Annotated in this window: 29 protein-coding genes and 2 pseudogenes; 20 read left to right on the forward strand and 11 right to left on the reverse strand. The window is 58.2% G+C overall.

Annotated elements, in window-relative coordinates:
* Positions 1 to 91: 91 nt before the first annotated feature.
* From HP062_RS31420 to rarD, 7 genes and pseudogenes are all read left to right on the forward strand, one after another.
* Positions 92 to 1,171: pseudogene (locus tag HP062_RS31420) on the forward strand (cache domain-containing protein); the annotation flags it as partial.
* A 387-nt stretch (positions 1,172 to 1,558) separates the two neighbouring features.
* Positions 1,559 to 2,083, forward strand: a pseudogene (locus tag HP062_RS31425) (methyl-accepting chemotaxis protein); the annotation flags it as partial.
* Between the two features lie 191 nt (positions 2,084 to 2,274).
* The gene (locus tag HP062_RS06250) at positions 2,275 to 2,721 is read left to right on the forward strand and encodes a DUF411 domain-containing protein (RefSeq protein WP_010460685.1); all 447 of its coding nucleotides are present in this window, start codon (positions 2,275 to 2,277) and stop codon (positions 2,719 to 2,721) included.
* Positions 2,721 to 3,155, forward strand: coding sequence for a YqaA family protein (locus HP062_RS06255; protein WP_077747751.1), 435 nt, complete (start codon positions 2,721 to 2,723; stop codon positions 3,153 to 3,155). The genes HP062_RS06250 and HP062_RS06255 overlap by 1 nt, the downstream gene beginning before the upstream one ends.
* A gap of 85 nt (positions 3,156 to 3,240) precedes the next feature.
* Positions 3,241 to 4,266: an alpha/beta fold hydrolase gene (locus HP062_RS06260; RefSeq protein WP_010460690.1), complete on the forward strand. Its 1,026-nt coding sequence runs from the start codon at positions 3,241 to 3,243 to the stop codon at positions 4,264 to 4,266.
* 13 nt (positions 4,267 to 4,279) lie between these two features.
* Complete coding sequence (locus HP062_RS06265) at positions 4,280 to 5,233, forward strand: D-2-hydroxyacid dehydrogenase family protein (protein ID WP_010460692.1); 954 nt, start codon at positions 4,280 to 4,282, stop codon at positions 5,231 to 5,233.
* A gap of 102 nt (positions 5,234 to 5,335) precedes the next feature.
* Positions 5,336 to 6,217 (forward strand): EamA family transporter RarD, encoded by an 882-nt coding sequence (rarD, locus tag HP062_RS06270; protein ID WP_172791085.1) that lies wholly within the window; start codon positions 5,336 to 5,338, stop codon positions 6,215 to 6,217.
* 127 nt (positions 6,218 to 6,344) lie between these two features.
* Here rarD and hppD read toward each other — a convergent pair whose 3' ends face one another.
* Together hppD and HP062_RS06280 are read right to left on the reverse strand one after the other, a co-directional pair.
* On the reverse strand, positions 6,345 to 7,421 hold the full coding sequence (gene hppD / locus HP062_RS06275; protein WP_010460695.1) for a 4-hydroxyphenylpyruvate dioxygenase: 1,077 nt from the start codon (positions 7,419 to 7,421) through the stop codon (positions 6,345 to 6,347).
* Between the two features lie 249 nt (positions 7,422 to 7,670).
* A complete protein-coding gene (locus HP062_RS06280; RefSeq protein ID WP_172791086.1) occupies positions 7,671 to 8,609 on the reverse strand; it encodes a DMT family transporter in 939 nt (312 codons plus the stop codon).
* A 78-nt stretch (positions 8,610 to 8,687) separates the two neighbouring features.
* Between HP062_RS06280 and HP062_RS06285 the strand changes: the two genes are divergently transcribed.
* The 3 genes from HP062_RS06285 (at position 8,688) to HP062_RS06295 (ending at position 11,804) form a co-directional block, all read left to right on the forward strand.
* Positions 8,688 to 9,560: a LysR family transcriptional regulator gene (locus HP062_RS06285; RefSeq protein ID WP_010460697.1), complete on the forward strand. Its 873-nt coding sequence runs from the start codon at positions 8,688 to 8,690 to the stop codon at positions 9,558 to 9,560.
* A 116-nt stretch (positions 9,561 to 9,676) separates the two neighbouring features.
* Complete coding sequence (locus HP062_RS06290; protein ID WP_172791087.1) at positions 9,677 to 11,209, forward strand: EAL domain-containing protein; 1,533 nt, start codon at positions 9,677 to 9,679, stop codon at positions 11,207 to 11,209.
* Positions 11,210 to 11,441: 232 nt separating this feature from the next.
* Positions 11,442 to 11,804, forward strand: a complete 363-nt coding sequence (locus tag HP062_RS06295) for a histone-like nucleoid-structuring protein, MvaT/MvaU family (RefSeq protein WP_077747869.1) — start codon at positions 11,442 to 11,444, stop codon at positions 11,802 to 11,804.
* Between the two features lie 176 nt (positions 11,805 to 11,980).
* Here HP062_RS06295 and HP062_RS06300 read toward each other — a convergent pair whose 3' ends face one another.
* Positions 11,981 to 12,505 carry a DUF4946 domain-containing protein gene (locus tag HP062_RS06300; protein WP_077747746.1) on the reverse strand — a complete coding sequence of 175 codons (525 nt, stop codon included), beginning with the start codon at positions 12,503 to 12,505 and terminating at the stop codon, positions 11,981 to 11,983.
* A gap of 145 nt (positions 12,506 to 12,650) precedes the next feature.
* On the opposite strand from HP062_RS06300, the gene gloA reads away from it, so the two are divergent.
* Complete coding sequence (gloA, locus tag HP062_RS06305) at positions 12,651 to 13,172, forward strand: lactoylglutathione lyase (RefSeq protein WP_010460703.1); 522 nt, start codon at positions 12,651 to 12,653, stop codon at positions 13,170 to 13,172.
* A gap of 144 nt (positions 13,173 to 13,316) precedes the next feature.
* Here gloA and ahpF read toward each other — a convergent pair whose 3' ends face one another.
* From ahpF to HP062_RS06320, 3 genes are all read right to left on the reverse strand, one after another.
* Positions 13,317 to 14,879, reverse strand: coding sequence for an alkyl hydroperoxide reductase subunit F (ahpF, locus tag HP062_RS06310; RefSeq protein ID WP_077747745.1), 1,563 nt, complete (start codon positions 14,877 to 14,879; stop codon positions 13,317 to 13,319).
* Between the two features lie 123 nt (positions 14,880 to 15,002).
* On the reverse strand, positions 15,003 to 15,566 hold the full coding sequence (ahpC, locus tag HP062_RS06315; protein WP_010460707.1) for an alkyl hydroperoxide reductase subunit C: 564 nt from the start codon (positions 15,564 to 15,566) through the stop codon (positions 15,003 to 15,005).
* Positions 15,567 to 15,716: 150 nt separating this feature from the next.
* Positions 15,717 to 16,655 (reverse strand): site-specific integrase, encoded by a 939-nt coding sequence (locus HP062_RS06320; protein ID WP_172791088.1) that lies wholly within the window; start codon positions 16,653 to 16,655, stop codon positions 15,717 to 15,719.
* A 178-nt stretch (positions 16,656 to 16,833) separates the two neighbouring features.
* Here HP062_RS06320 and HP062_RS06325 point away from each other — a divergent pair, with 178 nt between their 5' ends.
* The gene (locus HP062_RS06325; RefSeq protein WP_083376634.1) at positions 16,834 to 17,853 is read left to right on the forward strand and encodes a DNA-binding protein; all 1,020 of its coding nucleotides are present in this window, start codon (positions 16,834 to 16,836) and stop codon (positions 17,851 to 17,853) included.
* Here HP062_RS06325 and gorA read toward each other — a convergent pair.
* Together gorA and galU are read right to left on the reverse strand one after the other, a co-directional pair.
* The gene (gene gorA / locus HP062_RS06330) at positions 17,850 to 19,208 is read right to left on the reverse strand and encodes a glutathione-disulfide reductase (RefSeq protein WP_077747742.1); all 1,359 of its coding nucleotides are present in this window, start codon (positions 19,206 to 19,208) and stop codon (positions 17,850 to 17,852) included. The genes HP062_RS06325 and gorA overlap by 4 nt on opposite strands.
* A 132-nt stretch (positions 19,209 to 19,340) precedes the next feature.
* Entirely contained in the window at positions 19,341 to 20,180 is an 840-nt protein-coding gene (galU, locus tag HP062_RS06335; RefSeq protein WP_010460715.1) for a UTP--glucose-1-phosphate uridylyltransferase GalU, read from the reverse strand.
* Positions 20,181 to 20,438: 258 nt separating this feature from the next.
* On the opposite strand from galU, the gene HP062_RS06340 reads away from it, so the two are divergent.
* A complete protein-coding gene (locus HP062_RS06340) occupies positions 20,439 to 20,627 on the forward strand; it encodes a hypothetical protein (RefSeq protein ID WP_172791089.1) in 189 nt (62 codons plus the stop codon).
* A gap of 139 nt (positions 20,628 to 20,766) precedes the next feature.
* Positions 20,767 to 21,048 (forward strand): hypothetical protein, encoded by a 282-nt coding sequence (locus tag HP062_RS06345; protein ID WP_010460719.1) that lies wholly within the window; start codon positions 20,767 to 20,769, stop codon positions 21,046 to 21,048.
* Positions 21,049 to 21,059: 11 nt separating this feature from the next.
* Here the strand turns inward: HP062_RS06345 and HP062_RS06350 are convergent, their stop codons facing one another.
* Together HP062_RS06350 and HP062_RS06355 are read right to left on the reverse strand one after the other, a co-directional pair.
* Positions 21,060 to 21,290, reverse strand: coding sequence for a hypothetical protein (locus HP062_RS06350; protein ID WP_010460721.1), 231 nt, complete (start codon positions 21,288 to 21,290; stop codon positions 21,060 to 21,062).
* A gap of 72 nt (positions 21,291 to 21,362) precedes the next feature.
* Positions 21,363 to 21,719, reverse strand: a complete 357-nt coding sequence (locus HP062_RS06355; RefSeq protein ID WP_010460722.1) for a hypothetical protein — start codon at positions 21,717 to 21,719, stop codon at positions 21,363 to 21,365.
* 212 nt (positions 21,720 to 21,931) lie between these two features.
* Here HP062_RS06355 and HP062_RS06360 point away from each other — a divergent pair, with 212 nt between their 5' ends.
* The 6 genes from HP062_RS06360 (at position 21,932) to ada (ending at position 25,607) form a co-directional block, all read left to right on the forward strand.
* On the forward strand, positions 21,932 to 22,234 hold the full coding sequence (locus HP062_RS06360) for a DUF1883 domain-containing protein (protein WP_007946189.1): 303 nt from the start codon (positions 21,932 to 21,934) through the stop codon (positions 22,232 to 22,234).
* A gap of 29 nt (positions 22,235 to 22,263) precedes the next feature.
* Positions 22,264 to 22,440: a hypothetical protein gene (locus HP062_RS06365; protein ID WP_010460725.1), complete on the forward strand. Its 177-nt coding sequence runs from the start codon at positions 22,264 to 22,266 to the stop codon at positions 22,438 to 22,440.
* Between the two features lie 137 nt (positions 22,441 to 22,577).
* Positions 22,578 to 23,084: a methylated-DNA--[protein]-cysteine S-methyltransferase gene (locus HP062_RS06370; RefSeq protein WP_077747740.1), complete on the forward strand. Its 507-nt coding sequence runs from the start codon at positions 22,578 to 22,580 to the stop codon at positions 23,082 to 23,084.
* A complete protein-coding gene (locus tag HP062_RS06375; protein ID WP_010460729.1) occupies positions 23,081 to 23,785 on the forward strand; it encodes a 2OG-Fe(II) oxygenase in 705 nt (234 codons plus the stop codon). Before HP062_RS06370 ends, HP062_RS06375 begins: the two co-directional genes overlap by 4 nt.
* Positions 23,775 to 24,455 carry a DNA oxidative demethylase AlkB gene (alkB, locus tag HP062_RS06380; protein WP_172791090.1) on the forward strand — a complete coding sequence of 227 codons (681 nt, stop codon included), beginning with the start codon at positions 23,775 to 23,777 and terminating at the stop codon, positions 24,453 to 24,455. Before HP062_RS06375 ends, alkB begins: the two co-directional genes overlap by 11 nt.
* Before the next feature lie 87 nt (positions 24,456 to 24,542).
* Positions 24,543 to 25,607 (forward strand): bifunctional DNA-binding transcriptional regulator/O6-methylguanine-DNA methyltransferase Ada, encoded by a 1,065-nt coding sequence (ada, locus tag HP062_RS06385; protein WP_172791091.1) that lies wholly within the window; start codon positions 24,543 to 24,545, stop codon positions 25,605 to 25,607.
* Here the strand turns inward: ada and HP062_RS06390 are convergent, their stop codons facing one another.
* The gene (locus tag HP062_RS06390; protein ID WP_083377304.1) at positions 25,608 to 26,591 is read right to left on the reverse strand and encodes an MDR family oxidoreductase; all 984 of its coding nucleotides are present in this window, start codon (positions 26,589 to 26,591) and stop codon (positions 25,608 to 25,610) included. It lies immediately after the preceding gene.
* Positions 26,592 to 26,782 lie beyond the last annotated feature (191 nt).

The following is a 26,782-nucleotide window of genomic DNA, read 5'->3' on the forward strand; positions in this document are numbered from 1 at the left end:
TAAAGCTCGTCCCTTGCAAGCCGATAGCTCTTCGAAGCGCCGATTTTCATTCCGAAAACCACAATAAGAACGCTGCACAAGGACCGGTCCCATGCCCGCATTCCGCACCATCCAGGCTCGTTACACGCTGTTTCTGGTCCTGTTCATCCTTCTGTTATTCGTCCTCACGGTGGTCGGCATCAGCCAGTTGGTCGCCCCCAAGCTTCGTCACACCGAAGAACAGGTGGCCCTCAACCGCATCGCCGAAGTGGCCGAGCAAATCCAGGGCGAACTGAACAAGGTTCAGGCGCAACAGCGCAGCATCACCCAGACCATTCCGTTGCTCGACAGCGCCGCCATCGACACGGTGCTGCCAGGCCTGGTCGATCAATACGGCGAGTTGAAAGTGTTCGGAGGCGGTATCTGGCCGTTACCCGGCCAGCGTGAGGCCGGACGTAACAAATTCAGCACCTTCTGGCACCGCGACGCCTCGGGCAAGCTGGCGGTCAATACGTTCTGGAACAGTGACGCCGCTCCCAACTATTACGACCAGACCTGGTACAAGGGCGGCATGCAAACCCCGCGCGGCCAATGCGCCTGGGCCGCAGCCTATAAAGATGACGCCAGCGCGGAGCCACGGACCAACTGCGCCATGGCCATTCAGAAAAATGGCGCGGCGTATGGCGTCTCGACTATCGACGTGACGCTGGGCTTCTTCAATGACTTGATCGCCCGCAAGGAAAAAGACCTCGGCGCCGAAATGCTGATCGTCGAAGCCGACGGCAAGATCATCAGCAACAGCTCGCGGATCAGTGGGCCAATCGTGCTGAAGAACATCAGTGAGCTGGCCGGCAACTCGCCGTTCGCCAGTCAAGTGAAGGCCGGCCTGCAAAACCGTGATCAGTCGCAGCGGGTCGAGTTCGACAACAACGGTGAAGCCAACACCTTCTTCATGCGCCCGATCGAAGGCACCCCGTGGTTCCTCGCCACGGCCCTGCCGACCACGCTGATCACCGCCCAGCGTGACGATGTGCTCAGCACACTGAGCCTGCTGCAAATCCCGATGGTGATTCTGCTGGTGTTGCTTCAGATCTATGCGATTCGCCAACTGATCCAGCGGATGAAAATCCTCAAAGCCAACATTGACGCCCTGTCCGCGGGCGATGCCGACCTGACCAAGCGCATCACTATCCGCGCCGAAGACGAACTGGGCGCCATCGGGCACTCGGTCAACGCCTTCATCATTTATTTGCAGAACATGATCGGCGAAGTCACCCAGGCCACCGGTGCCATGGCCTCCAGCCTGGACAACCTGCAGCGGACTTCCGCCCACACCAGTCAGATTCTGGTGCGCCATGCGTCTGAAACGGATCAGACGGTCACGGCGATTACCGAGATGAGTTCGACCGCCGAAAGCGTCGCGCAGAACGCCGCTGAAACGGCGGCCTTCACCCAGCGCGCCAACGAGAACGCCGATCGTTCACGGGTCGTGGTCGGTGAAGCGTCCAGCAGCGTGATCGCCTTGATCGACGAAGTGGCGAGCGCCACCCATAAAGTCGAAAGCATGCAGGAAGACGCGCAACGCATCACCGAAATCCTCGGGGTGATTGGCGCGATTGCCGGGCAGACCAACTTACTGGCGCTCAACGCCGCGATCGAAGCGGCCCGGGCCGGTGAGCAAGGTCGCGGTTTCGCGGTCGTCGCCGATGAAGTCCGCGCCCTCGCCGCCCGCACGCAAGCCAGCACTTCGCAAATCAATGAAATGCTCAAGCGCCTGACCCAAGGCGTGAGTTCGTCTGTAACTGCGATGGAAAATACCCAGGCCAGTTGCCAGTCTGCCGCCGACGCCACGGCGCGGGTCAACACGGGCCTGGATGAAATGGCCGGCTCGGTCAGCCACATCAACAGCCTGAGTACGCAGATCGCCACCGCCGCCGAGCAGCAAAGCGCGGTGACCGAAGAGATCAACCGCAGCATGGTGCAGATCCGTCACATGGTGGATGAGCTGGTGAAAAGCGGCCAGGCCAGCGAACTTAATACCCAACAACTGCTGCAAGCCAACGCGCGTGTCAGCTCGATCATGGGGCGATTCAAGGTTCGTTGATCGCTGCTGAATTACACATGCTCCCTGGGCCGGGGAGTTGGGTCTGGTGAGGATCTTTGTGGCGAGGGGGCATGCCCCCTCGCCACGACAGCTTGGCGTACCTGTATTACTTCGAAACAACCTCGTATCTCTTCCCGGCAAAAAATGGTCAAAATGCATCTTTTTGGCCGCAACCCGAGACGAGATCCCCCATGCGAATCCACCTGCGTCTGGTCGCCCTGAGCGCCCTTTTTATCTCCTCCATGGCCCAGGCCGCCGACCTGGTCCCGATCGAAGTCCACCGTGACGCCAACTGCGGCTGCTGCAAAAAATGGATCAGCCACCTCGAGGCCAACGGCTTCAAGGTTGAAGACCACGTCGAATCCAACATGAGCGAATTCAAGCAGCAGCACGGCGTGCCTCCACGCCTGGCGTCCTGCCACACCGGCCTGATCAACGGCAAATTCGTCGAAGGCCATGTGCCTGCGGATCAAGTCCTGGCCTTGAGCAAACGCAATGACCTGCTGGGTGTTGCGGCACCGGGCATGCCTATGGGTTCGCCGGGCATGGAAATGGACGGCATGAGCGATGCCTATCAAGTGATCGGCCTGAAAAAGGACGGCACTGATGTGGTGGTGGCGGACTACCCGGCCCATTGATGGGTGGCGCCTACATCGGGCTGTTCTTCGCGGCGTTCGGTGCCGCGACCTTGCTGCCGTTGCAGTCCGAAGCGCTACTCGTGGGGCTGTTGCTCAGCGAACAGTATTGGCTATGGTTGCTGCTGGCCGTCGCGACGCTGGGTAATGTCCTCGGTTCGGTGGTGAATTGGTGGCTCGGCTGTCGCATCGAGCGGTTTCGCGACCGGCGCTGGTTTCCGGTCAGCCCGCGCCATCTGGAACAGGCCCGAAAACACTATCAACGCTATGGTCATTGGTCATTGCTGCTGAGTTGGGTGCCAATCATCGGTGACCCGCTGACGTTGGTGGCCGGCGTCATGCGCGAGCCGCTTGGGCGGTTCCTGCTGATCGTGACGCTCGCCAAAGGTGCTCGTTATGGCGTGCTGGCCCTGGCCACGCTCGGCTGGATCGGTTGAACGATCGGCGGCGGCGATTGCCTGTCTTTAATGTCGCCCTAATCATGCCGATCCAGCATCGGCGGGTTTTCTATGGAGTTCACCCATGTCCCTTCCCCTCTCCCGTTGGCTGCCCGGCCTGTTTCTGACCGCTGCACTGCCTGTTCTGGCTCACGCCGAAGGCCCGGAATACGGGCCGGAACTGCAAGGGTTCGAGTACCCGTATACGGTCAAGCACTTCTCGTTCGAGTCCCAAGGCAAATCCTTGCAGATGGGTTACATGGACGTCGCCGCCCACGGCAAGGCCAACGGGCGCAGCGTGGTGTTGATGCATGGCAAAAACTTCTGCGGCGCCACTTGGGACAGCTCGATCAAAGCCCTGAGCGAAGCCGGTTACCGGGTGATTGCGCCGGACCAGATCGGTTTCTGCACCTCCAGTAAACCGGACAACTATCAATACACATTCCAGCAACTGGCGACCAATACCCAGCAACTGCTCAAAGCCCTTGGCATCCAGAAGTCCAGCGTGCTCGGGCACTCCACCGGCGGCATGCTCGCCACACGCTATGCGTTGCAATACCCCGATCAGGTCGAGCAACTGGCGCTGGTCAATCCCATTGGCCTGGAAGACTGGAAAGCCCTTGGCGTGCCCTATCGCACCGTCGATCAGTGGTACGAGCGCGAACTCAAACTCAGCGCCGACGGCATCCGCACCTATGAACGCAACACCTATTACGGTGGCCGCTGGAAGCCTGAATTCGATCGCTGGGTCGATATGCTTGCCGGCTTGAACAAAGGCCCGGGGCACACACAGGTGGCCTGGAACTCGGCGTTGATCTACGACATGATCTTCACCCAGCCGGTGTACTACGAGTTCAAGGACCTGAAGATGCCGACGCTGTTGCTGATCGGCACGTCCGACACCACGGCCATCGGCAGTGACATTGCCTCCCCGGAGGTCAAGGCCAGGCTCGGTCATTACGACGTGCTCGGCAAGCAAGTGGCAAAACTGATTCCCCAGTCCACACTGGTTGAATTCCCCGGCATGGGCCACGCGCCACAGATGGAAGAACCGGCGCAATTCCACCAGGCATTGCTCGACTGGCTGAACAAAACCAATCCCGTGCGTTAATGAGGTAAGGCTGATGGCGGTGCAGATTGCGGTGATCGATGATTGGCAGGACGTGGCCCGTGACGTGGTCGACTGGTCAGTGCTGGACAGCCTCGGCGAGGTGAGTTTTATCCATGATTACCCCGCCGACAACGCAACCCTGGCGGAGCGTCTGGGTAAATTCGAAGTGATCTGCGTAATGCGCGAACGCACCCGCTTCGATGAAGACCTTCTGCGCCAATTGCCGACACTCAAGCTGCTGGTCACCGGTGGTATGCGTAATGCTGCGCTGGATCTCAAGGCCGCTGCGGCACTGGGCATCCAGGTCTGTGGCACCGACAGCTACAAACACGCCGCTCCAGAACTGACCTGGGCGTTGATAATGGCCGCGACCCGCAATCTCGTGGCCGAAGCCAATGCCTTACGCGCCGGGAAATGGCAGCAAGGCCTGGGCGGCGACTTGCACGGCAAGACACTGGCGATCCTCGGCCTTGGCAGCATCGGCCAACGGGTCGCGCAGTTCGGTCAGGTGTTCGGGATGCGGGTGATCGCGTGGAGCGAAAACCTCACGGCCGAACGTGCCGCTGAAGTGGGCGTGACCTATGTCAGCAAGCAGGAACTGTTCGAGCAGGCCGATGTGCTGTCGGTTCATCTGGTGCTCAGTGATCGCAGCCGCGGATTGGTCGACGCCCAGGCGCTGGACTGGATGAAACCCTCGGCGCTGCTGGTCAACACCGCCCGCGGACCGATTGTCGATGAGGCTGCGCTGATCAAGGCCTTGCAAAAGAATCGACTCGCGGGGGCGGCACTGGATGTGTTCGACATCGAGCCATTGCCGGTGAATCATCCGTTCAGAACGCTGGACAACGTGTTGGCAACGCCGCATGTCGGGTACGTCAGCCAACAGAACTACCATCAGTTCTTTTCGCAAATGATCGAGGACATTCAAGCGTGGTCGGCGGGTGAGCCGATTCGCCTTCTGAGCTAGGACCGAAGCGCCGCTCTCGCACTCGATCGATGTTGGTCAATACTGAACGCGAAAACCACGTATCCTCTGCGCCCGTTTCACGTTCAACCTCGCGAGGGCAGTTTGTCTAAAGGTATCGCTTTATCGGTCTCGGCCTCGGTGCTGTTTGCCGTCATGTATTACTACACCTCGCTGCTCACGCCCTTGAGCGGCGTGGAGATTTTCGGCTGGCGCATGCTGCTGACCGTGCCGTGCATGACCGTGTTCATGACGGTTTCCGGCGAATGGAAACGCGTGGTCGAGATTTTTCGGCGTATCGCCGGGAATCGCAAACTGATCGCCGGCCTGATCGCCTCCTCTGCCCTGCTCGGCGTGCAGCTTTGGCTGTTCATGTGGGCGCCACTCAACGGCTACAGCCTGGATGTGTCGCTCGGCTATTTCCTGTTGCCGCTGACCATGGTCCTGACCGGGCGGATCGCCTATGGCGAGCGCCTCTCGTATCTGCAAAAAATCGCCGTGGTGCTGGCCTGCCTTGGGGTGATCAACGAGGTGTATCAGGTCGGTGGTTTTTCCTGGGCAACCTTGCTGGTCTGCATCGGCTATCCCTTGTATTTCATCCTGCGCAAGCGCCTGGCCGCCGACAACCTTGGCGGTTTATGGCTGGACATGGCGTTGACGCTGCCGGTGGCGTTCTGGTTCGTGCAGAGTGGCGAACAGGGTTTCGGCGTGTTTGATCAACACCCGTGGTTGTCGCTGCTAATCCCGATACTCGGAGTGATCAGCGCGTCGGCGCTGGTGGTCTACATCATCGCCAGCCGGTTGTTGCCGTTCAGTCTGTTCGGGCTGTTGAGTTATGTAGAACCGGTGTTGCTGCTGGGCGTTGCATTGCTGCTTGGGGAAAGCATCAAGCCCGGGGAATGGTTGACTTATATTCCGATCTGGCTGGCGGTGGTGGTGCTGGTGTTTGAAGGGTTCAAGCACCTGGTTCGGCATCGCAAACCTTAAGCCCTACACAAAACCAAATGCAGGAGTGAGCCTGCCCGCGATAGCTATCTGTCAGTCAACAATGATGTTGAATTTGACGACACTATCGCGAGCAGGCTCACTCCTGCAGTTTTAACGGTGAAGCGGCTTAATCGGTGGCGAGTACACCGCGGCGAACCTGATCACGTTCGATCGATTCGAACAGTGCCTTGAAGTTGCCTTCGCCGAAACCGTCGTCGCCTTTACGCTGGATGAATTCGAAGAACACCGGCCCCATCAGGGTTTCCGAGAAAATCTGCAGCAACAGACGCTTGTCGCCCGACTCGGACGAACCGTCCAGCAGGATCCCACGCGATTGCAGCTGATCGACCGGCTCACCGTGGTTCGGCAGGCGGCCTTCGAGCATTTCGTAGTAGGTTTCCGGTGGCGCGGTCATGAAGCGCATGCCGATGCTTTTCAGGTGATCCCAGGTCTTGATCAGGTCATCGCTGAGGAAGGCCACGTGCTGAATGCCCTCACCATTGAACTGCATCAGGAACTCTTCGATCTGCCCGGCGCCCTTGGACGATTCTTCGTTCAGCGGGATGCGGATCATGCCGTCCGGCGCGGTCATGGCCTTGGAGGTCAGGCCGGTGTATTCGCCCTTGATGTCGAAGTAACGGATCTCACGGAAGTTGAACAGCTTCTCGTAGAAGTTGGCCCAATACGCCATGCGACCGCGATACACGTTGTGGGTCAGGTGATCGATGATTTTCAGACCGGCGCCGACCGGGTTGCGGTCAACACCTTCGATGAACACGAAGTCGATGTCGTAGATCGAGCTGCCTTCACCAAAACGGTCGATCAGGTACAGCGGCGCGCCGCCAATGCCTTTGATCGCCGGCAGGTTCAGTTCCATCGGCCCGGTTTCGATGTGGATCGGCTGGGCGCCGATTTCCAGCGCGCGCTTGTAGGCCAGTTGCGAATCCTTGACGCGGAACGCCATGCCGCACACCGATGGGCCGTGCTCGGCCGCGAAGTACGAAGCAACGCTGTGCGGTTCGTTGTTGAGGATCAGGTTGATCTGGCCCTGGCGATACAGGTGCACGTCTTTGGAGCGGTGGGTCGCGACCTTGGTGAAGCCCATGATCTCGAAGATCGGCTCCAGGGTGTTCGGGGTCGGCGATGCGAACTCGATGAACTCAAAGCCCATCAGGCCCATTGGGTTTTCGTATAAATCTGCCATTTTGGCGCCTCATCATTTTTTAGAATTAACGGAACGTTAGTTGCTAAGAATGCTGAAGCCGGCGGGTGGCGCGCAGGAGATGCCCCGCACGCTGCGGGCGAGGAAGTCACCGTAGATCAATTGAAACCCAAAACTTTTCATTGTCGACCCAAGGCTGATGCGGGCGAGGCTTCTGCTGGCAGAAGACGATTATTATTGTATGCGTAACCCGATTCTACACAGCGTAAATAGGTTTGTCCGCCTTCTGTATCAAATCCCCTTTTTCCCTGCTCGCGCAAGGGGTTTGTTGCACAGGAAAATCCCCGTGAGAATCAGCCCGCCTCCCAGGCACATCACCAGCGTCAACTGCTCGCCCAACAGTAACGCGCCGAGGATCACCGCCGTCAGCGGATTCAGGGCAATGAACACCCCCGAACGTGTCGCGCCGATTTGGCGAATGCCATCGTAATAGCCGATGTAGGCCAGCGCCGAGCCCAATACACCCAGGTACATCAGGCTCATCCATTGCTGCGGACCGAGGCTCATGAGCGCGCTGACACTCAGTTCACCCCGTATCGCACTTGCCACCCACAGCATCAGGGTGCCGAGCAGAATCGAATACGCCACCGTCTGCACCGGCCCCAGCGAGTGGTTCAGTTCTTTGGAGAACAGCGAGTAAATCCCCCAGCCGAGCACGCAGCCGAAAATCAGCAGGTCACCGATCCACGCGTCGGCGTTGTCGACCAGTAACTGCGGGTTGCGACTGACGATCACCAGACTCGCCCCGGCGATACAGATCGCGATCCCGATAACCTTCGCCCGACTCAAGCGCTCCTTGAACAGCAGCCACGACGCCAGTCCGATCACGGCGGGATTCAGCGCCACAATCAATGACGCACGCGATGCATTGATGTAATGCAGTCCATAAAAGAAGCACAGGTTGTAGAAGAAGATGCCGAAGAACCCCAGCAGCGCCAGTTGCAGCCACTGCCCGGGGCTCGGCTTCGCCAGTGGTACGCGGGCCAGCAGCAAAAACAGCAGCAATGCCACGCTGGCCAGGAGGAATCTGAGGCTGGCGGCGAACAATGGGCTGAGGCTGTCCGCGAGAAACCGGCCAGCCACGAACGTCCCGCCCCAGATCATGGTGACGGCGGCGAGTTTCAAATAAACCGGCACATCCGATGAGGTTGTTTGCGCGTAAGCATTCATGAGGTGCAAGGACTTCAGTCAGGGAAGATGACGTATCATTTGACTAATGCATGATCATCGTAAAATGAGTAAAGACTCATGACCCTGACACAACTCGAGATTTTTTCGCTGGTCGCCGAACTGCGCGGGTTCACGGCGGCGGCCAATCGGCTGGGGATCTCCCAATCGGCGGTGTCGCATGCCTTGAAGTCGCTGGAACAGGAATTGGGGGTCGAGTTGTTCCGGCGCCACCAGTCCCAAGTCGAGCCGAGCGACATCGGTCTACAGCTCTTGTCGCGCGCCCGGGCCATGCTCGGGTTGGCCGACACCTTGCGCCAGGAAGCCGCCGACGCTCGCGGGATGAAGCGCGGCACCCTGCGCATCGGCTCGTTCGGCCCCACCTCATCGATCAAACTGCTGCCACAGATCCTGGCGCACTACCGCGCCGCTCACCCCGGTATCGAAGTGCACATCGACGAAGGTCCGGACCGGCAGATTATCCAGTGGCTGGAAGAACGACGAATCGATATCGGTTTCGTGGTGCTGCCCGAAGATCGCTTCGATACCTTCAGGCTGATCGAAGACCGGATGGTCGCGCTGCTGCCCTCCGATCACCCGCTGACCGGTCGCGACAGCCTGAGTTTGAGCGACTTGTGTCACGACCCGTTCGTGCTGACCGAAGCCGGGTCTTCGGAGCTGGTTTCACGGCTGTTCACGGCTGCCCGGCTGACACCGAACATCCGTTATCGCTGCTCGCAGCTGCTCAGCACCCTCGACACCGTAGGCCGAGGCGATGCCGTGACCGTGGTCGCCGAAGGTTCGTTGCCCGACGACAACGACAGCCGCTACGTGAAAAAACCGCTGTCTCCATCCGTCAATCGGCAGGTAGGTCTGGCGGTGCTCGACCAGCGTCAGTCGTCGCCCGCAACGCTGGCGTTTATCCAAATGGCTACAAACCTTGACTATCGTTGACCGGCATAAATACCGACGGCCATCTATCATGCCCACTACCTGAACTCTTTTTGGGGAGGCGTGCCGTTGTCCTCCCTGCATTTGAGAGCCGTATCCCTTCGTCACAGGCTTTGTGAATGCCACTGAACGCCAAGACCCACAAACGCGGCAAACGAATGGCTGTAACCGTTTTGAGCGGGGTACTCCCGGTGCTATTGGGGGTTGTCATTCTCTATATGCAGGCCGAGCGTGCGCTCAAGCAGAGCACCGAGCTGACGGCCGAAGAAGCCATCCGCCAATTCGAACTGATGCTCGACCGTAACGCCCAGGCGGCACGAGAACTGCTGCCGCTGGCCGGCCAAAGCTGCAAAGACGTCAAATTGGCCCTGCGTGAACAGGTCACCCGCGGTCCATTCGTGCGCGCGACGAATCTGGTGTGGGACGACAGCATTTATTGCAGTTCTTTGTTCGGTGACTACCACGAAAAGCTCAGTGCCGGCGACTACTCCAAAGGCCGGTTGCTACTGATGAAAGGCAACCTGGTCACGCCTGACACTGCGATACTGGTGTATCGACTGGGCGAAGGAAAACAGGGAGCTTTAAGTACGCTGGACGGTTATCACCTGAGCAACGTGCTGCGCATGATTGGTCGCAAGACGATCCTGTTGCTGCAAGTCGGTCCCAACTGGATATCCGCCGACGGCAAGGTTCACGATGTCGCCCTTCCCGTCCCGCCCGTAGCCGAAAGCAAACTGACGTCCACGCGTTATGGCTTTACGGTCGCAGCCGGTTTCCCCGAGGGTGAAACCTGGCGCTACATGAACAGCGAGTACCCACCGCTGTTCAGTTTGCTGATCTTCTTCGGCGTGGTCTCGGGCGCAATCGGACATGTCCTGCAAAAACGCTCGTCGTCCCCCAGCCATGAAATGCAGCGTGCGCTGGAGGCCGGTGAGTTTGTTCCGTACTTTCAGCCCGTGGTGCATGGCGATACCAAAACCTGGTCCGGCGCCGAAGTGTTGATGCGCTGGAATCACCCGAAGGAAGGCCTGGTACGCCCGGACCTGTTCATTCCTTTTGCCGAGCATTCCGGGTTGATCGTGCCAATGACCCGCTCGTTGATGCGACACACCGCGGCGCTGTTGGCGCCTGCCGCTGCTTCGTTCGATGGGCCATTTCACATTGGCATCAACATCACCGCCAGTCATTGCAAGGACTTGGACCTGGTCGAAGACTGCCGGGAGTTTCTCAGTGCCTTCGCACCAGGGGCCATCCACCTGGTGCTGGAATTGACCGAGCGCGAACTGATTGAACCAACGGCCATTACGCACCTGCTGTTCGAGCAGCTTCGCACCTTGGGCGTAATGATCGCTATCGATGACTTTGGCACAGGTCACTCAAGCCTCGGTTATCTGCGTCAGTTCAATGTGGACTTTCTGAAAATCGATCAGAGTTTTGTCGCGATGATCGGCGTTGACGCGCTTTCCCGGCACATTCTGGACAGCATTATCGAATTGTCGGCCAAGCTTGATCTGGGCATCGTCGCCGAAGGCGTGGAAACCGAGGAGCAAAGTGACTATCTGGCCGCACACGGCGTGAACTTTCTGCAAGGTTATTTGTTCGGTCGACCGATGCCAGGAGCCGAATTCATTAATGCATTAAGGCACCATTAACCTGCGGTTTAAGCGACGAGGAAACGAAGCAGCGCACCAAATTGAATCAAAAGACTACTGTAGTTACATGAAGAAAAAGACAGGATTTACTCTTGGCCAATTAACTACTACAATTTTTCATGCCTGCGCAAGATTGGCAGGTGAGCCACTATCACCGAGTCGCTTCAAGGCTCTTGGCTTATAGCTTTGTTTGCGGTTGGTATCAGCCAAACACACTATTGGAGTAATGAATTTGTCCAGACTCGCTGAATTTCGTGCCGCTGAGAAGGCCCTTCAAGAACAGCTCAAGCAGCTGGAATCGCTGAAGAATGATGCCGGGCTCAAGAAAGAAATCGAATTCGAAGAAAAGCTCCAGGGGCTGATGAAAACCTACGGCAAAAGCCTGCGCGACATCATCGCCATCCTCGATCCGAACCCGGCAAAATCCGGTCTGCAGGCAGCAGCCCCTAAAACCCGTCGCGCCCGTGTGGTCAAGGTTTATCACAACCCGCATACCGGTGAGCTGATTGAAACCAAGGGCGGCAACCACCGTGGCCTGAAAGCCTGGAAGGAACAATACGGTGCCGCCACCGTAGATTCCTGGCTGCGGGGCTAAGCACTCGCGGTGATAAACAAGCCCTGCCAATGCAGGGCTTTTTTTATGGCCGGCCTCTCAATGCAACGAAGGGAGTCGTTCAACTCGCTACTTGCCGACTAAACTTTATGCTTAATCCGTTTGGGTATCTAAAGATTTCAGATCGCGCTGAAATCTGCAGTCACGCAAACCCGCAACTAAAGTTTCAAGCTGTTACGAGCCGCCGCAATTTCATCCTCACTTGCCTTATAAGCCTCAGCCTGCCCCGCGTAGGAAAGAACATAGGCCTTATCGGCATCCACCGCCGCGACCAATGTTTGCGACAGCACATGTCGACCATTCTGCGTAATCGTGCAGGTAGTTTCCAATCCCGATAAGCGGCTCAAGGTCGCCGGGTGAATTTTGTTGCAGACACTTTGATAGCCGCCTTGAAAGAAGTCCTTCTGCACCGACTTGCGCATTTCCAGCAGCACACCCTCAAGATTGACCTGATGACCGCTTTCTACTTGAGTCATGGTCAATTCCATCACCATTACCGGCGTGCCGCCTTGGTCGACTTTCACCGCGCGCTGTCGGGAAACCCCTGGTTTGGCATCATCTTGCGGAACGGCTTCCACCTCCCAGCCCTTCGGCCAGGTCACCACCGGTGCATCCGCTTGAGCGCTGGCGACACCTGACAACAGGAAAATCAGGACCCACGTCGATTTACAGAATCGGATCATTGCAATGAGCACTCACGGATTGAACCGTAAAGTCTGAGCCTCACCCGTCCGTCAGGCAATAGCAGACTCTTAGCGTTTGGTGATGTCCCAGCCCTTGCGTATCATTGTCGCCATTCGTTAGCCCCACTTATTTTCCGGAGGGCCCATGAGCCTGCACGAATTGAACACTTTCCCCGGCGTGACCGCTCAACCTGACACCGCCACCCAGAAGTTCGTCTTCAACCACACCATGCTACGGGTCAAGGACATCACCAAGTCCCTGGATTTTTACACGCGCATCCTGGGTTTTTCGCTGGTGGAAAAACGCGACTTCCCGGAAGCCGAGTTCAGTCTGTATTTCCTGGCGCTGGTTGATAAAAACCAGATTCCGGCTGACGCCGCCGCCCGTACCGAATGGATGAAATCGATCCCTGGCATTCTCGAACTGACCCACAACCACGGCACCGAGAACGATGCGGATTTCGCCTACCACAACGGCAACACCGACCCGCGCGGCTTCGGCCATATCTGCATCTCCGTGCCGGACATCCGTGCGGCGTGCGAACGTTTCGAAGCGCTGGGCTGCGATTTCCAGAAACGCCTGAACGACGGGCGCATGAAGAGCCTGGCCTTTATCAAAGACCCGGATGCGTACTGGGTCGAGATCATCCAACCGGCACCGATGTAAAAAATTCGCTGCCACTGATCGCTCCCACGCTCTGCGTGGAATTCAGCCCGGTAGGCGTTACCACGCAGAGCTTGGGAACGATCAGTATCACGCACACAAAAACCCCATGATCGCTCATGGGGTTTTGTGTTTCAGCGTTGGTGTTTAAGCCGGCGCGGAGGTGCGGATCAGGTGATCGAATGCGCTCAGCGAAGCCTTGGCGCCCTCGCCCACTGCAATCACGATCTGCTTGTACGGCACGGTGGTGACGTCACCGGCAGCAAACACGCCCGGCATCGACGTTTCACCACGGGCATCGACGATGATCTCGCCGCGAGGCGACAGCTCGATGGTGCCTTTGAGCCAATCGGTGTTGGGCAGCAAACCGATCTGCACGAAGATCCCTTCCAGCTCTACGTTACGCAGCTCGTCAGACTGACGATCCTTGTAACGCAGGCCATTGACCTTCTGACCGTCGCCCAACACTTCAGTGGTTTGCGCACTGGTGATCACGGTGACGTTCGGCAGGCTGTGCAACTTGCGTTGCAAGACCGCGTCAGCGCGCAGTTGTACATCGAACTCCAGCAACGTGACATGAGACACGATGCCCGCCAGATCGATGGCCGCTTCGACGCCGGAGTTACCGCCGCCAATCACCGCCACGCGCTTGCCTTTGAACAGCGGACCGTCGCAGTGCGGGCAGTACGCCACGCCTTTGTTGCGGTATTGCTGCTCGCCCGGGACGTTCATTTCACGCCACCGCGCACCGGTCGCGAGGATCACGGTCCTGGCTTTCAGGGTCGCGCCACTGGCGAAATGGACCTCGTGCAACTCACCGTTCTTGCCCGGCACCAGTTTGTCGGCACGTTGCAGGTTCATGATGTCGACGTCGTATTGCTTGACGTGTTCTTCCAGCGCTACTGCCAGTTTCGGGCCTTCGGTTTCCTGCACGGAGATGAAGTTCTCGATGGCCATGGTGTCGAGCACCTGTCCACCAAAACGCTCAGCCGCCACACCGGTGCGAATGCCTTTACGAGCAGCGTAGATCGCTGCCGAAGCACCGGCCGGGCCACCGCCGACGACCAATACGTCAAAGGCTTCCTTGGCGCTGATTTTCTCGGCCTGGCGCTCGATGCCGCTGGTGTCGATCTTGGCGAGGATTTCTTCCAGACCCATGCGGCCCTGGCCGAAGTTCACGCCGTTGAGGTAAATGCTTGGCACGGCCATGATCTGACGATCATCGACTTCGGCCTGGAACAACGCGCCGTCGATGGCGACGTGGCGGATGTTCGGGTTCAGTACCGCCATCAGGTTCAGCGCCTGGACCACGTCCGGGCAGTTCTGGCAGGACAGCGAGAAGTAGGTCTCGAAGCTGAACTCGCCTTTGAGCGAACGGATCTGTTCGATCACTTCGACACTGGCCTTCGAAGGGTGACCGCCCACTTGCAGCAAGGCCAATACCAACGAAGTGAATTCATGGCCCATCGGGATGCCGGCAAAACGCAGGCTGATATCGGCACCCGGGCGATTGATCGAGAACGATGGCTTGCGTGCATCGTCACCGTTATCTAACAACGTAATCTGGCTGGAAAGACTGGCAACGTCTTTCAGGAGTTCGAGCATTTCCTGGGATTTCGCACCGTCGTCGAGGGAAGCAATGATCTCGATCGGCTGGGTGACCCGTTCCAGGTACGATTTCAACTGGGCTTTAAGATTGGCGTCCAACATACGGGCGATTTCCTTTTACTTGAGACGAAAAAAAACGCCCGAGCGAATCTCGCCCGGGCGTTTTTGAGGGCGGTTGCAGCTTACTGAGGTGCGGAAACCCGCCCTGATAGTGCTTTCACAGACTTAGATCTTGCCGACCAGGTCCAGGGACGGAGCCAGAGTGGCCTCGCCTTCTTTCCACTTGGCTGGGCAAACCTGGCCTGGGTGAGCAGCGACGTACTGGGCAGCCTTGATTTTGCGCAGCAGCTCGGAAGCGTCACGGCCAACGCCGCCATCGTTCAGTTCAACGATTTTGATCTGGCCTTCAGGGTTGATCACGAAGGTGCCACGGTCAGCCAGGCCAGCGTCTTCGATCAGCACGTCGAAGTTGCGGGAGATAGCGTGAGTCGGGTCGCCGATCATGGTGTACTGGATTTTGCCGATGGCTGGCGAAGTGTTGTGCCAGGCAGCGTGGGCAAAATGGGTGTCGGTGGAAACGCTGTAGATCTCGACGCCCAGTTTCTGGAACGCGTCGTAGTTGTCAGCCAGGTCTTCCAGTTCGGTCGGGCAAACGAAGGTGAAGTCGGCTGGGTAGAAGAACACGACAGACCACTTGCCTTTCAGGTCAGCGTCCGACACTTTTACGAAGTCGCCATTTTTGAAGGCGTCAGCTTTGAACGGTTTAACTTGGCTGTTGATGATAGGCATCGATGACTCTCCGTCAGGGTTGAAAAGTTTGGTTGAGAAGTTGATGGGGTGAATCCTACCCACTCGATCGCCGCCTGGCTCATTGGCAAAGCTCATGCTGCTGATTGGTTTTCGCTATTAGCGGACAGTATTAATAGAAGAAAACGGTATCTAGCTCACCAATGGCTTTTCAGCGACTCGGGCCATCCCGAGAAACGGGCTGACTTCAACATAGCGCATGGCTGACTTCACATCCTTCCAACCCACATAACTCATCAACGATTTCAGATCCCAACCACTCTGATGGGCCCAACTGGCAAAGCCGCGGCGCAGGGAATGGCTGGTGTAGTGGTCCGCCGAAATGCCGGCACGCTCCAAGGCCTGGCGCAACAAAGGGATCACGCTGTTGGCGTGCAAGCCCTCCTCGCTCAAGTGACCCCAGCGGTCGATTCCGCGAAACACCGGCCCGCGGACCAGCGCAGCTTCCGTGATCCATTGAATGTAGGCGTTGACTGGGCAGAGGCGCTGCAGGGCCGGGGTCTGGTACGTCTTGCCGAGGTTTTCGCGATCACTCTTGCTGCGCGGCAGGTAGAGGGTGATGCCTGAACTGGCGATCGCCTGCACGTGTTCGATTTGTACGCGGCACAATTCATCACTGCGAAAGCCACGCCAGAAGCCCAGCAAGATCAGCGCGGTGTCACGTTTGGCGCGAAGCAATCCTGGCTGATCGTTTTGCGCCCTGGCGGTTTTCGCCTCCTGTTCCAGCCATGCCACCACTTGCTCCAAATGCTGAAGCTGCAATGGCTCGGCCTGTTTCTCCTGGGCCGGGTGCAGCGCCCGTATGCCCTTGAAGACCTTGCGCACCACCGGCGACTTGGTGGGGTCGGCGAATCCCTGGCTGTTATGCCACTGCGCCAGCGCTGACAAACGCAACTTCAACGTATTGATCGACAGCACGCCCGCATGGGCCACCAGATAGCGCGCGACGCTGTCGCTCGTCGCAGGCAGGAAACCACCCCAACTGACTTCGAAATGCTCGACGGCCGCCCGGTAGCTGCGACGCGTGTTGTCGCGGGTGGCGGCTTGCAGGTAGCGATCCAGATCGGTCATGGGCTTATCTCTCGAAAATGTACCGCTTTGGTGAAGTAAAACGTGTAACACGGCGTATCACGCGGGGTAATACCAGTATATCCCGCCTCAACAACTTACATTTTTTATCTTTTTGTTGATGATGGTACACTGCGTACTTTAGTGGCATGTACCACAGTACGAAATCGTAGGAGAAGAAATGGCTCGTGGCGGCGTAAACAAAGCGGTGGTGCAGGCGGCACGTTTGGCAATCCTTGCCCGTGGCGAAAACCCCAGCATCGATGCAGTACGGATCGAGATGGGCAATACCGGCTCAAAAACCACCATTCACCGCTATTTGAAGGAGCTGGACGATGGCAGCGAGCGCGCCGAAACTCCCTCTGAACCCATCGATGATGAGCTCGCAGGCTTGGTCGCGCGTCTGGCGCAGCGCCTCAAGGAGCAGGCGCAAGAGCCCATCGACCAGGCACGCACGCAGTTCGATCAGCAACGGAAGGAACTGGAAATCCAGCTGACTGAAGCCCGGCAAGCCAACACTGAACTGCACCAGCAATACGAAATTCAAAGCCTGGCCCTGACTCAAGAATCCGAAGCGCTGCACGAAACCCGCGCCATGCTGCAGACCGAGCAAACCCGCAACGCCGGATTGAACCAGGCACTGGCCGATTTCGATTTACGCTTGCAAGACAAGGATGTGCAGATCCGCTCACTGGAAGAAAAGCACCTGCACGCACGCGATGCACTGGAACACTACCGCAACGCCATCAAGGAACAGCGCGAGCAGGAACAGAGCCGCCACGAAGGCCAGTTGCAACAGATTCAGATGGAATTGCGCCAGGCCCAGCAAAGCGCATTGGTGCGTCAGGACGAAATCACTCAATTGCACCGCGACAACGAGCGCCTGCTCACTGAGAACCGTGGAACGCTACGCGAACTTGGGCTGCTACAGGAGCAACTCAAACACACCCACAGCCGCCAGGATCAACTGCTGGAGCAGGTCAACCGCATCGACAGTGAGCGCACCCTCCTCCAGGAACGCTTGCGTGCCGCGCTGTTGGAAAGTCAGTCGCTCAAGCAAAGCGTCGACGAGCAGTCGCAGATAAACAAAGCGCTGGAAATCGATTTGCTCAAGACTCAGGCGAGCCTCGACGAAAGCCTGCGCCTGGCCGCTGTCATTGCAACAGCGCCAGACGCATCAGAGAGTGAAAAGAGCGATTAACCGGCAACCGGCGTGCGCATGGTGACGAACTCTTCGGCGGCAGTAGGATGCACGCCGATGGTTTCGTCGAAATCGCGCTTGGTCGCACCAGCCTTCAAGGCAATCGCCAAGCCCTGAACGATCTCACCGGCATCCGGCCCGACCATGTGGCAACCCAAAACCTTATCGGTCTTGGCATCGACCACCAACTTCATCAGCGTGCGCTCCTGGCACTCGGTCAGGGTCAGCTTCATCGGCCGGAAACGGCTTTCGAAAATCTGCACCTCGTGGCCAGCTTCGCGCGCATCTTCCTCGCTCAAGCCGACAGTGCCAATGTTTGGCAGGCTGAACACGGCGGTCGGGATCATCTTGTAATCCACCGGACGATATTGCTCAGGCTTGAACAAGCGACGCGCCACGGCCATGCCCTCAGCCAAAGCGACGGGGGTCAGCTGGACACGGCCGATCACATCGCCAAGCGCCAGAATCGACGGCTCCGCAGTCTGATACTGATCATCGACCGCGATGAAACCTTTCTTGTCGAGTTTGACACCGGTATTTTCCAGCCCGAGGTTGTCGAGCATCGGCCGGCGACCGGTGGCGTAGAACACACAATCCGCTTCCAGTTCGCGACCATCCTTGAGCGTCACCTTCAGGCTGCCATCGGACTGTTTATCGATGCGCTCGATGTCGGCGTTGAATTGCAGGTTCAGGCCGCGCTTGGTCAGCTCCTCCTGCAAATGCTTGCGTACCGCACCGTCGAAGCCGCGCAGGAACAGCTCGCCGCGATACAACAACGTAGTGTCGGCGCCCAGCCCGTGGAAGATCCCGGCGAATTCGACAGCGATGTAACCGCCGCCCACCACCAGAACGCGCTTGGGCAACTCTTTGAGGAAGAACGCCTGGTTGGAACTGATCGCGTGTTCATGCCCCGGAATCTCCGGGATCTGCGGCCAGCCACCGGTCGCAATCAGGATGTTTTTAGCGGTGTGACGCTCGCCATTGATTTCGACGGTGTTCGGGTCGACGATTTTGGCGTGGCCTTCATGCAAGGTCACACCGCTGTTGACCAGCAAGTTGCGGTAAATGCCATTCAGGCGATTGATCTCGCGATCCTTGTTGGCGATCAGCGTCGCCCAGTCAAACTTCGCTTCACCCAACGTCCAGCCAAAGCCCGAAGACTGCTCGAAGTCTTCGGCGAAGTGCGCGCCGTAGACCAGCAGTTTCTTCGGCACGCAGCCGACGTTCACGCACGTACCACCCAGGTAACGACTTTCAGCCACCGCCACTTTCGCACCAAAACCGGCAGCGAAACGCGCAGCCCGTACACCGCCGGAACCGGCGCCAATCACATAAAGGTCAAAATCGTAGGCCATTTTCAATCTCCTCGGCAGGCAACCAGCATACCCGCAGACGTCCGTTGGGCAAGCGCTGCAAGCGATATCGGGGGGCGGCAAATGAAAAAGCCACCCGAAGGTGGCTTTTCAATACAAGCAGGTCAAGCGCTATCAGTAAGCCTTGCCAGTCTTGTAGAAGTTCTCGAAGCAGAAGTTGGTCGCGTCGATGTAGCCTTCAGCGCCACCGCAGTCGAAACGCTTGCCTTTGAACTTGTAAGCCATGACGCAGCCGTTCTGGGCTTGCTTCATCAGGGCGTCGGTGATCTGGATTTCACCACCCTTGCCTGGCTCGGTTTGTTCGATCAGGTCGAAGATGTCCGGCGTCAGGATGTAACGACCGATGATCGCCAGGTTCGACGGTGCATCTTCAGGCTTTGGCTTCTCGACCATGCTGTGAACACGGTAGATGTCATCGCGGATCATCTCACCGGCAATCACGCCGTACTTGTGAGTTTCTTGCGGGTCGACTTCCTGGATGGCAACGATCGAGCAGCGGAACTGCTTGTACAGCTTGACCATCTGGGTCAGTACGCCGTCGCCTTCGAGGTTGACGCACAAGTCATCCGCCAGCACCACGGCGAACGGTTCGTCGCCGATCAGTGGGCGACCGGTCAGAATCGCGTGGCCCAGGCCTTTCATTTCGGTCTGGCGGGTGTAGGAGAACGAGCAGTTGTCGAGCAGCTTGCGGATGCCGACCAGGTACTTCTCTTTGTCGGTGCCCTTGATCTGGTTTTCCAGCTCGTAGCTGATGTCGAAGTGGTCTTCCAGGGCGCGTTTGCCACGACCGGTGACGATGGAGATTTCAGTCAAACCAGCGTCCAGTGCTTCTTCGACGCCGTACTGGATCAGTGGCTTGTTTACCACCGGCAGCATTTCTTTGGGCATGGCTTTAGTCGCTGGCAGGAAGCGAGTACCGTAACCGGCTGCTGGGAACAAGCATTTCTTGATCATATAAGTCCTTGAAAGGGCTGTGTGTACGAGTTTCGGCGCAGTCTAATCAGGCGGCGTGCACCTTACAATGCCCCGCGCTGGCTAACCAATGCCATCATAGAGAAATATTCCCGCGGATAGTTCAATCCGCATTTTCACGCGGTCAAATCAGCGTAGCTCAAAGAGGCCGACAAACTCGACCACCATACGCTTATCGTCCCCCAATGCGAGCATTTGCCGGTATCATGGCGACTTTGAACCAGTGAACGAGACAGATAGATGACCGCAGCGAAAATCATCAACGGGTACACGGTCGACAAAGGAAAAGATGGCCAGTGGCGCATTACCGCCGCCAATGGCGAAGATGTTTCCGGGCCGTTACCCAGCGAAGCGATGGCGATTGAAGTGGCGTCGGTGTTCGACTACACCCACCCCGCGCCGAAGCGACGCGGCAAGAGTCAGGACTGATATCCTGCGGCACTCGCAGAGCCCTGCCATTGAGCAGGGCTTTTTTGTGGCCAGGTACAAACAAGTGGCCATTCGCTATAACCTTTTGCTGCCTGCGCTGTCACAGGCTTAGCCCCATCATCCTGACGACGACAACGACATGACTAAATTTTTGCCCCTGATTGCAATCCTGGCCCTGAGCGGCTGCGCCACTTCCGAGAAAATGTACCTGAACAACGGAGAGCAAGGCCTGGCAATCGACTGCTCCGGCGAAGCCAACTCCTGGGCCACGTGCTATGAAAAAGCCGATGCCTCTTGCGCGGGGACCGGCTACCGGATCGTCGGCACCGACGGATCGCCTTCCACCAAGGAAAGCGACAAAACCCTGGGGGTCGATGTCGGCAACTTCAAGAACCGCAGTGTCGTGGTGGTCTGCAAGTAGGGCGCCCTGCCCTACATGTGAATTTCCGCAAATTTGATTCCGAGACCACGCACGGTCTCGATCAAATCGTCGAGACGGGCAAACGACTCGACCTCATCGTTATCATCCACCAGAAAATAGCTGCGCCCGGCGCTCTTCTTGAAAAACACGATCCATTCCCCCGGGTTCGCGGGATTTTGAATGACGTGGGTGGCAGAGATCAGTCCCTCTGCATGGCGTTCCTGTACCTGCTCTCGCTTCATGCTCGACTCCAGAAAAGACAATGCCGCCAAAGCATGACTTTGACGGCATCGGTGTGAACGGTGGCTAGTCTATCAGCCGGAAATGCAAGCGTTGGCGGCTTTCTGCACGTCTTTAGGACGCACCGGCACATTGGACATACGCTCATGCAGCTTTATACCACTGCCACCCGAACGGTCTTCGATGTCGAACACGGCTGCCGGGGCCGATGAAAATTTCGCCGGCACGATGACGCGCATCCCGTCCTTGGTTGACTCCAGTTGCAGGGCGCCACGACTGTCGGCCAGTTTTTCGACCAGGCATTGCGCGTATTCATTGGGCCTTTTGCCTGAGATCACGTTCATGGTAGGCAACGTCTCATTAATCTCCGAGACATTCGCACAGCCACTCATCACCAATGCCAACGGCAAGGCCAACACACCCCACTTCATACAAAACCTCCGATAAAGACCCTCCGACAGCACAAATGCTGATTTTCTCCGAGGCTCGCTGCGTTTATCGCTCATAGAATTCCGAATAACTGTTTTTAATTGTCAAAGCGAACCTCGACGACCGGATAATAACCTGTTCGGGCTGATAAACTGCGCCAATCGCCCATGCTATCGTTTTGATTTTGTAGAAAAAGCCCTTCTGGAGGCGCCTCATGAAATTTATCCACCAGCGCGAGCACCTCAACGAAGACGACATCGTCGTCATCCAGTGCTCCCAAACATGCAACATCCGCTTGATGAACGACGCCAACTTCCGCAGCTTCAAGAACGGCGGCCGTCACACTTACCACGGCGGTGCGTTCGATACTTTCCCGGCCCGGATTACTGCACCGAGCACCGGTTTCTGGAACATCACCATCGATACGGTCAACCGCCGTCCGATCAGCGTGACCCGCAAACCGACCCTGACGCACTCGATCAAGATCATCCGTCGCTCCAGCACGAAACTGAGCTGAGTGACGCTCCCACACGAATAAAAGCAGGTATGACCGTGGCCCAAACGACCAAGTACGTCATCAAATACAAACTCAACGGCGAACGCCGCTTCGAATTTGCCCAGCTCGAAAAAGGCACTGAAGAAGAAGCCAAAGCTGCGCTGGACGCCATTCATGGTTCGAGCGACGACGTCATCAGCGACATTGCCGTCAGCAAAGCACTGTAACGCGACCCGGCACCCGGAGCGACAACAAGGACGTCATGCTCCGCGCCCGTCTTGAATTCGACCGCAAGCGCCGGAGTGTTCACTCCCTTGGCGCCCCTTAAACTGGCCACCTCGACCTTTGGTTAAGGAGTCAGAACATGTCTACCTCCCCGATTCGCTACATCAGCGGCACTTCCAGCCTAGGCGTCTTGTTGCTGGCGTTCAGCGCCGAGGGCCTGTGCGCGTTGCTGCTCGGTGAAGACTTGATCACGCTCGAACGCGATCTGGCGCGGCGCTTCCCTGGCCCGCCACCGCCGCAGCGCGATGAAGGTTTGATGCCGGCCCTGGAGCAAACCCTGCGCCACCTCGAAAACCCACACACCGCACTCGATCTCCCACTGCACCTGAGCGGCAGCGTATTTCAACGGCGAGTCTGGGAAGTCCTGCGGAAAATCCCCGTCGGTGAAACCGCCAGCTACCGTGATATCGCCCAGCGTCTGGGTCAGCCCAGCGCTTCCCGGGCGGTAGCGAATGCCTGTGGGGCCAACCCGGTGGCCGTTATCGTGCCTTGCCATCGGGTGCTGCGCCAGGACGGCAGCCTCGGCGGTTATCGCTGGGGACTGGAGCGCAAACGGCAGTTGCTGGATCGCGAGGCTCAGCGATGAGCGAGCAAACCTTCGATGCGCTGGACTGGGCAGCCCTGGGGCAACAAATCGATCAGGATGGCTGCGCTGTCATCAAGTCGCTATTGAGTGCGCAGGCGTGCAATGACGTCAGTGCGCTCTATACCCAGTCAGCGCCCTTCCGCTCTCAAGTGATCATGGCGCGACACGGTTTTGGCCGTGGCGAGTACAAGTATTTCAACTACCCCTTGCCGGACACAGTCGCCCGCTTGCGCAGTGCGCTCTACCCTCGACTGGTGCCGATCGCCAACCGCTGGTATGAATGCATGGACTTGCCGACCCGTTTCCCCGCAACCCACGAAGCATTTCTGCAACGCTGCCATGCCGCCGGTCAGGAACGCCCGACTCCGTTATTGCTGCAATACGGCCCGCAGGACTACAACTGTTTGCATCAGGATCTGTACGGCGAACACGTGTTCCCGCTGCAGGTGGCGATTCTTCTGTCGGAACCGGACGAAGACTTTACCGGCGGCGAGTTTGTGCTAACCGAACAACGCCCGCGGATGCAGTCACGCCCGCAGGTGATCCGCCTGAAGAAAGGCGATGGTCTGATCTTTGCCGTGAGCCAGCGACCGGTCAAAGGCGTTCGCGGCTATTACCGAGTGACCATGCGTCACGGCGTAAGTCGCCTGCACAGCGGAAAACGGCATACCCTTGGAATCATCTTTCACGATGCGTTATGACCCCATGAGCCCGACCACTTTCGATCTTTTTGCCGATGCCGAACCCGAGCAGGAGCCCAGACGTGAGCAGATCGGTGAACAGTCCTTCGTCTTGCGCGGCTTTGCCCTGCCCCGGCTCGATCGATTGTTGCCAGCACTTGAAGCGGTTCTGGCGGCCGCTCCGTTTCGACAGATGGTCACGCCCGGCGGCTTTACCATGTCGGTGGCCTTGAGCAGTTGCGGCACCTGGGGCTGGACCACCGACCGCAGCGGCTACCGGTATACGCGCAATCACCCACAGACCGGACGCCCCTGGCCCGAGATGCCCGACGTGTTTTTCGAACTGGCACAAGCGGCGGCACGGGAAGCGGGATTTGCCGGGTTTGTCCCTGACTCCTGCCTGATCAACCGCTATGTCCCCGGGGCCAAGATGTCATTGCACCAAGACAAGAACGAAGGTTCCTACGCCGCACCGATCGTGTCGGTGTCATTGGGATTGCCGGCCATGTTCCTGTTCGGCGGGTTTGAACGAAGCGATAAAAGCCAGCGTGTACCGTTGCTGCATGGCGATATCGTGGTCTGGGGTGGCGTCGATCGTTTGCGTTATCACGGCGTGCTGCCGATCAAGGACGGCCATCACCCACGCCTGGGTGAACAACGGATCAACTTCACCTTTCGAACCGCCGGATGAAGCCCTCGAATTCAACCGCAAGACTCGGAGTGCTGTGGTGTCGGGGGCTTGTTAATCTGAAAAAAACGGGTCAACGGACATGAAACCATGACAACTCATTCGACCAGGATTGCCACCGAGGACGATCCTCGTTGGGCCGCCGTCGTTGCACGGGATCCCGGTGCCGACGGGCAGTTTGTCTACGCCGTGAAAACCACCGGAATCTATTGCCGCCCCAGCAGCCTGGCGCGCTTGCCGAAACCGCAGAATGTCGAATTTTTCGACACGGCAGAACAAGCCCTGGCGGCGGGCTATCGTCCCAGCAAACGGGCCACGAAGGATCAAAGCGATGTCGCCGCACAACACACCGCAACCGTCGCTGTCGCCTGCCGCCACATCGAATCCGCCGAAAATCCGCCTGCGTTAAGTGAGCTGGCGCAGGCAGCGGGCCTGAGCAGCTTCCATTTCCACCGCGTGTTCAAAGCCGTGACCGGGCTGACACCCAAGGGGTACGCCACCGCCCATCGTTCCCGCAAAGTGCGCGAACGCCTGGCCGACGGCGGCTCAGTCACCGACGCCCTGTATGACGCCGGTTTCAACTCCAACAGCCGCTTCTATGAATCGGCCGATAAACTGCTGGGCATGAAGCCGGGGGATTACCGCGCGGCGGGCCAGAACAACGACATTCGTTTTGCCGTTGGCCAGTGTTCCCTGGGGGCCATTCTGGTGGCGCAAAGTGAACGCGGTGTTTGCGCGATCCTGCTGGGGGATGATCCGCATCAACTGGTTTGCGATCTGCAGGACAAGTTTCGGCGGGCGAATCTGATTGGCGCCGATCACGCGTTCGAGCAGTTGATTGCCAAGGTGGTCGGTTTTATCGAGGCCCCGGCAATTGGCCTGGATTTGCCGCTGGACGTGCGCGGCACCGCTTTTCAAGAGCGGGTCTGGCAGGCGCTGCGGGAGATTCCTGCAGGCAGCACCGCCAGCTACGCCGATATCGCTCAGCGTATCGGCGCGCCCAAAGCCGTGCGCGCCGTGGCTCAGGCCTGCGGCGCGAACAGTATTGCAGTGGCGATCCCGTGCCACCGCGTGGTACGCAGCGACGGCAACCTCTCGGGCTATCGCTGGGGTGTCGAGCGCAAGCGTCAGTTGCTGGAACGTGAAACCGTGTAATCAGCGATTCACATCGACCACCACCCGCCCGCGCAATTGCCCGGCGAGCAAGCGCGGTGCGGCGTCGATGGCTTCGCTCAAGCCGATTTCATGGCTGATCAGTGGCAGCAACGCGAAGTCCAGATCCTTGGCCAGCCGATTCCAGGCTTCCATCCGCTTGGCTTTGGGCTGGGTCACGCTGTTGATCCCGGCCAACGTCACGCCACGCAAAATGAACGGCGCGACGGAGGCCGGGAAATCCATGCCTTGTGCAAGACCACAGGCGGCGACCGTGCCATTGGCCTTGGTGCTGGCGCAGGCGTTGGCCAGCGTGTGGCTGCCGACCGAGTCGATCACCGCCGCCCAGCGTTCCTTGGCCAGCGGCTTGCCCGGCAAGGACAGAGTGGCGCGATCAATGATCTCGCTGGCGCCCAGTTGCTTGAGGTAATCGTGCTCGGCGGTGCGCCCCGTGGACGCTACGACTTTATAGCCAAGCTTGCTCAGCAGCGCGATGGCGAAACTGCCTACGCCGCCGTTGGCCCCGGTGACCAGGACTTCGCCCTGCTCAGGCGTGACACCATTATGTTCCAGCGCCAGGATGCACAGCATCGCCGTGTAACCGGCCGTGCCGATTGCCATGGCTTGAGCCGCGGTGAATTCCTTGGGCAGTGGGATCAGCCAGTCACCCTTGAGGCGCGCTTTTTGTGCGAGCCCGCCCCAATGCCCTTCGCCTACGCCCCAGCCATTGAGCAAGACCTGGTCACCGACCTTGTAGTCCGGATGCTCGCTGACTTCGACCGTACCGGCCAGGTCGATTCCGGGCACCATGGGGAATTTCCTGACCACCGGGCTGCTGCCGGTGATCGCCAGGCCATCCTTGAAGTTCAAGGTGCTGTACGCGACCCGCACCGTCACATCGCCCTCGGGCAGTTGATCGTCATTGATCTCTTGCAGTGTGGCCCGGTAACCGCTGTCGTCTTTGTCGATCAAAATACCTTTGAACATCATTGCCTCTCAATGCAATCGATCCGGTTGTGGGGGCATTGAAATACCACAAAGAAACATCTCGCCGTACAAGACTTTAGCCAAACCTACGATGCACCGAGCACTACCATGACGTGCGGTTACGCCTTTTTTTTGCGATCCTTGAATAACGGAAAACGTCCCGGATACAAAAGTCGACTGGCTCTACATCA

Source organism: Pseudomonas sp. B14-6, assembly GCF_013260315.1.
Classification (GTDB): domain Bacteria; phylum Pseudomonadota; class Gammaproteobacteria; order Pseudomonadales; family Pseudomonadaceae; genus Aquipseudomonas; species Aquipseudomonas mandelii.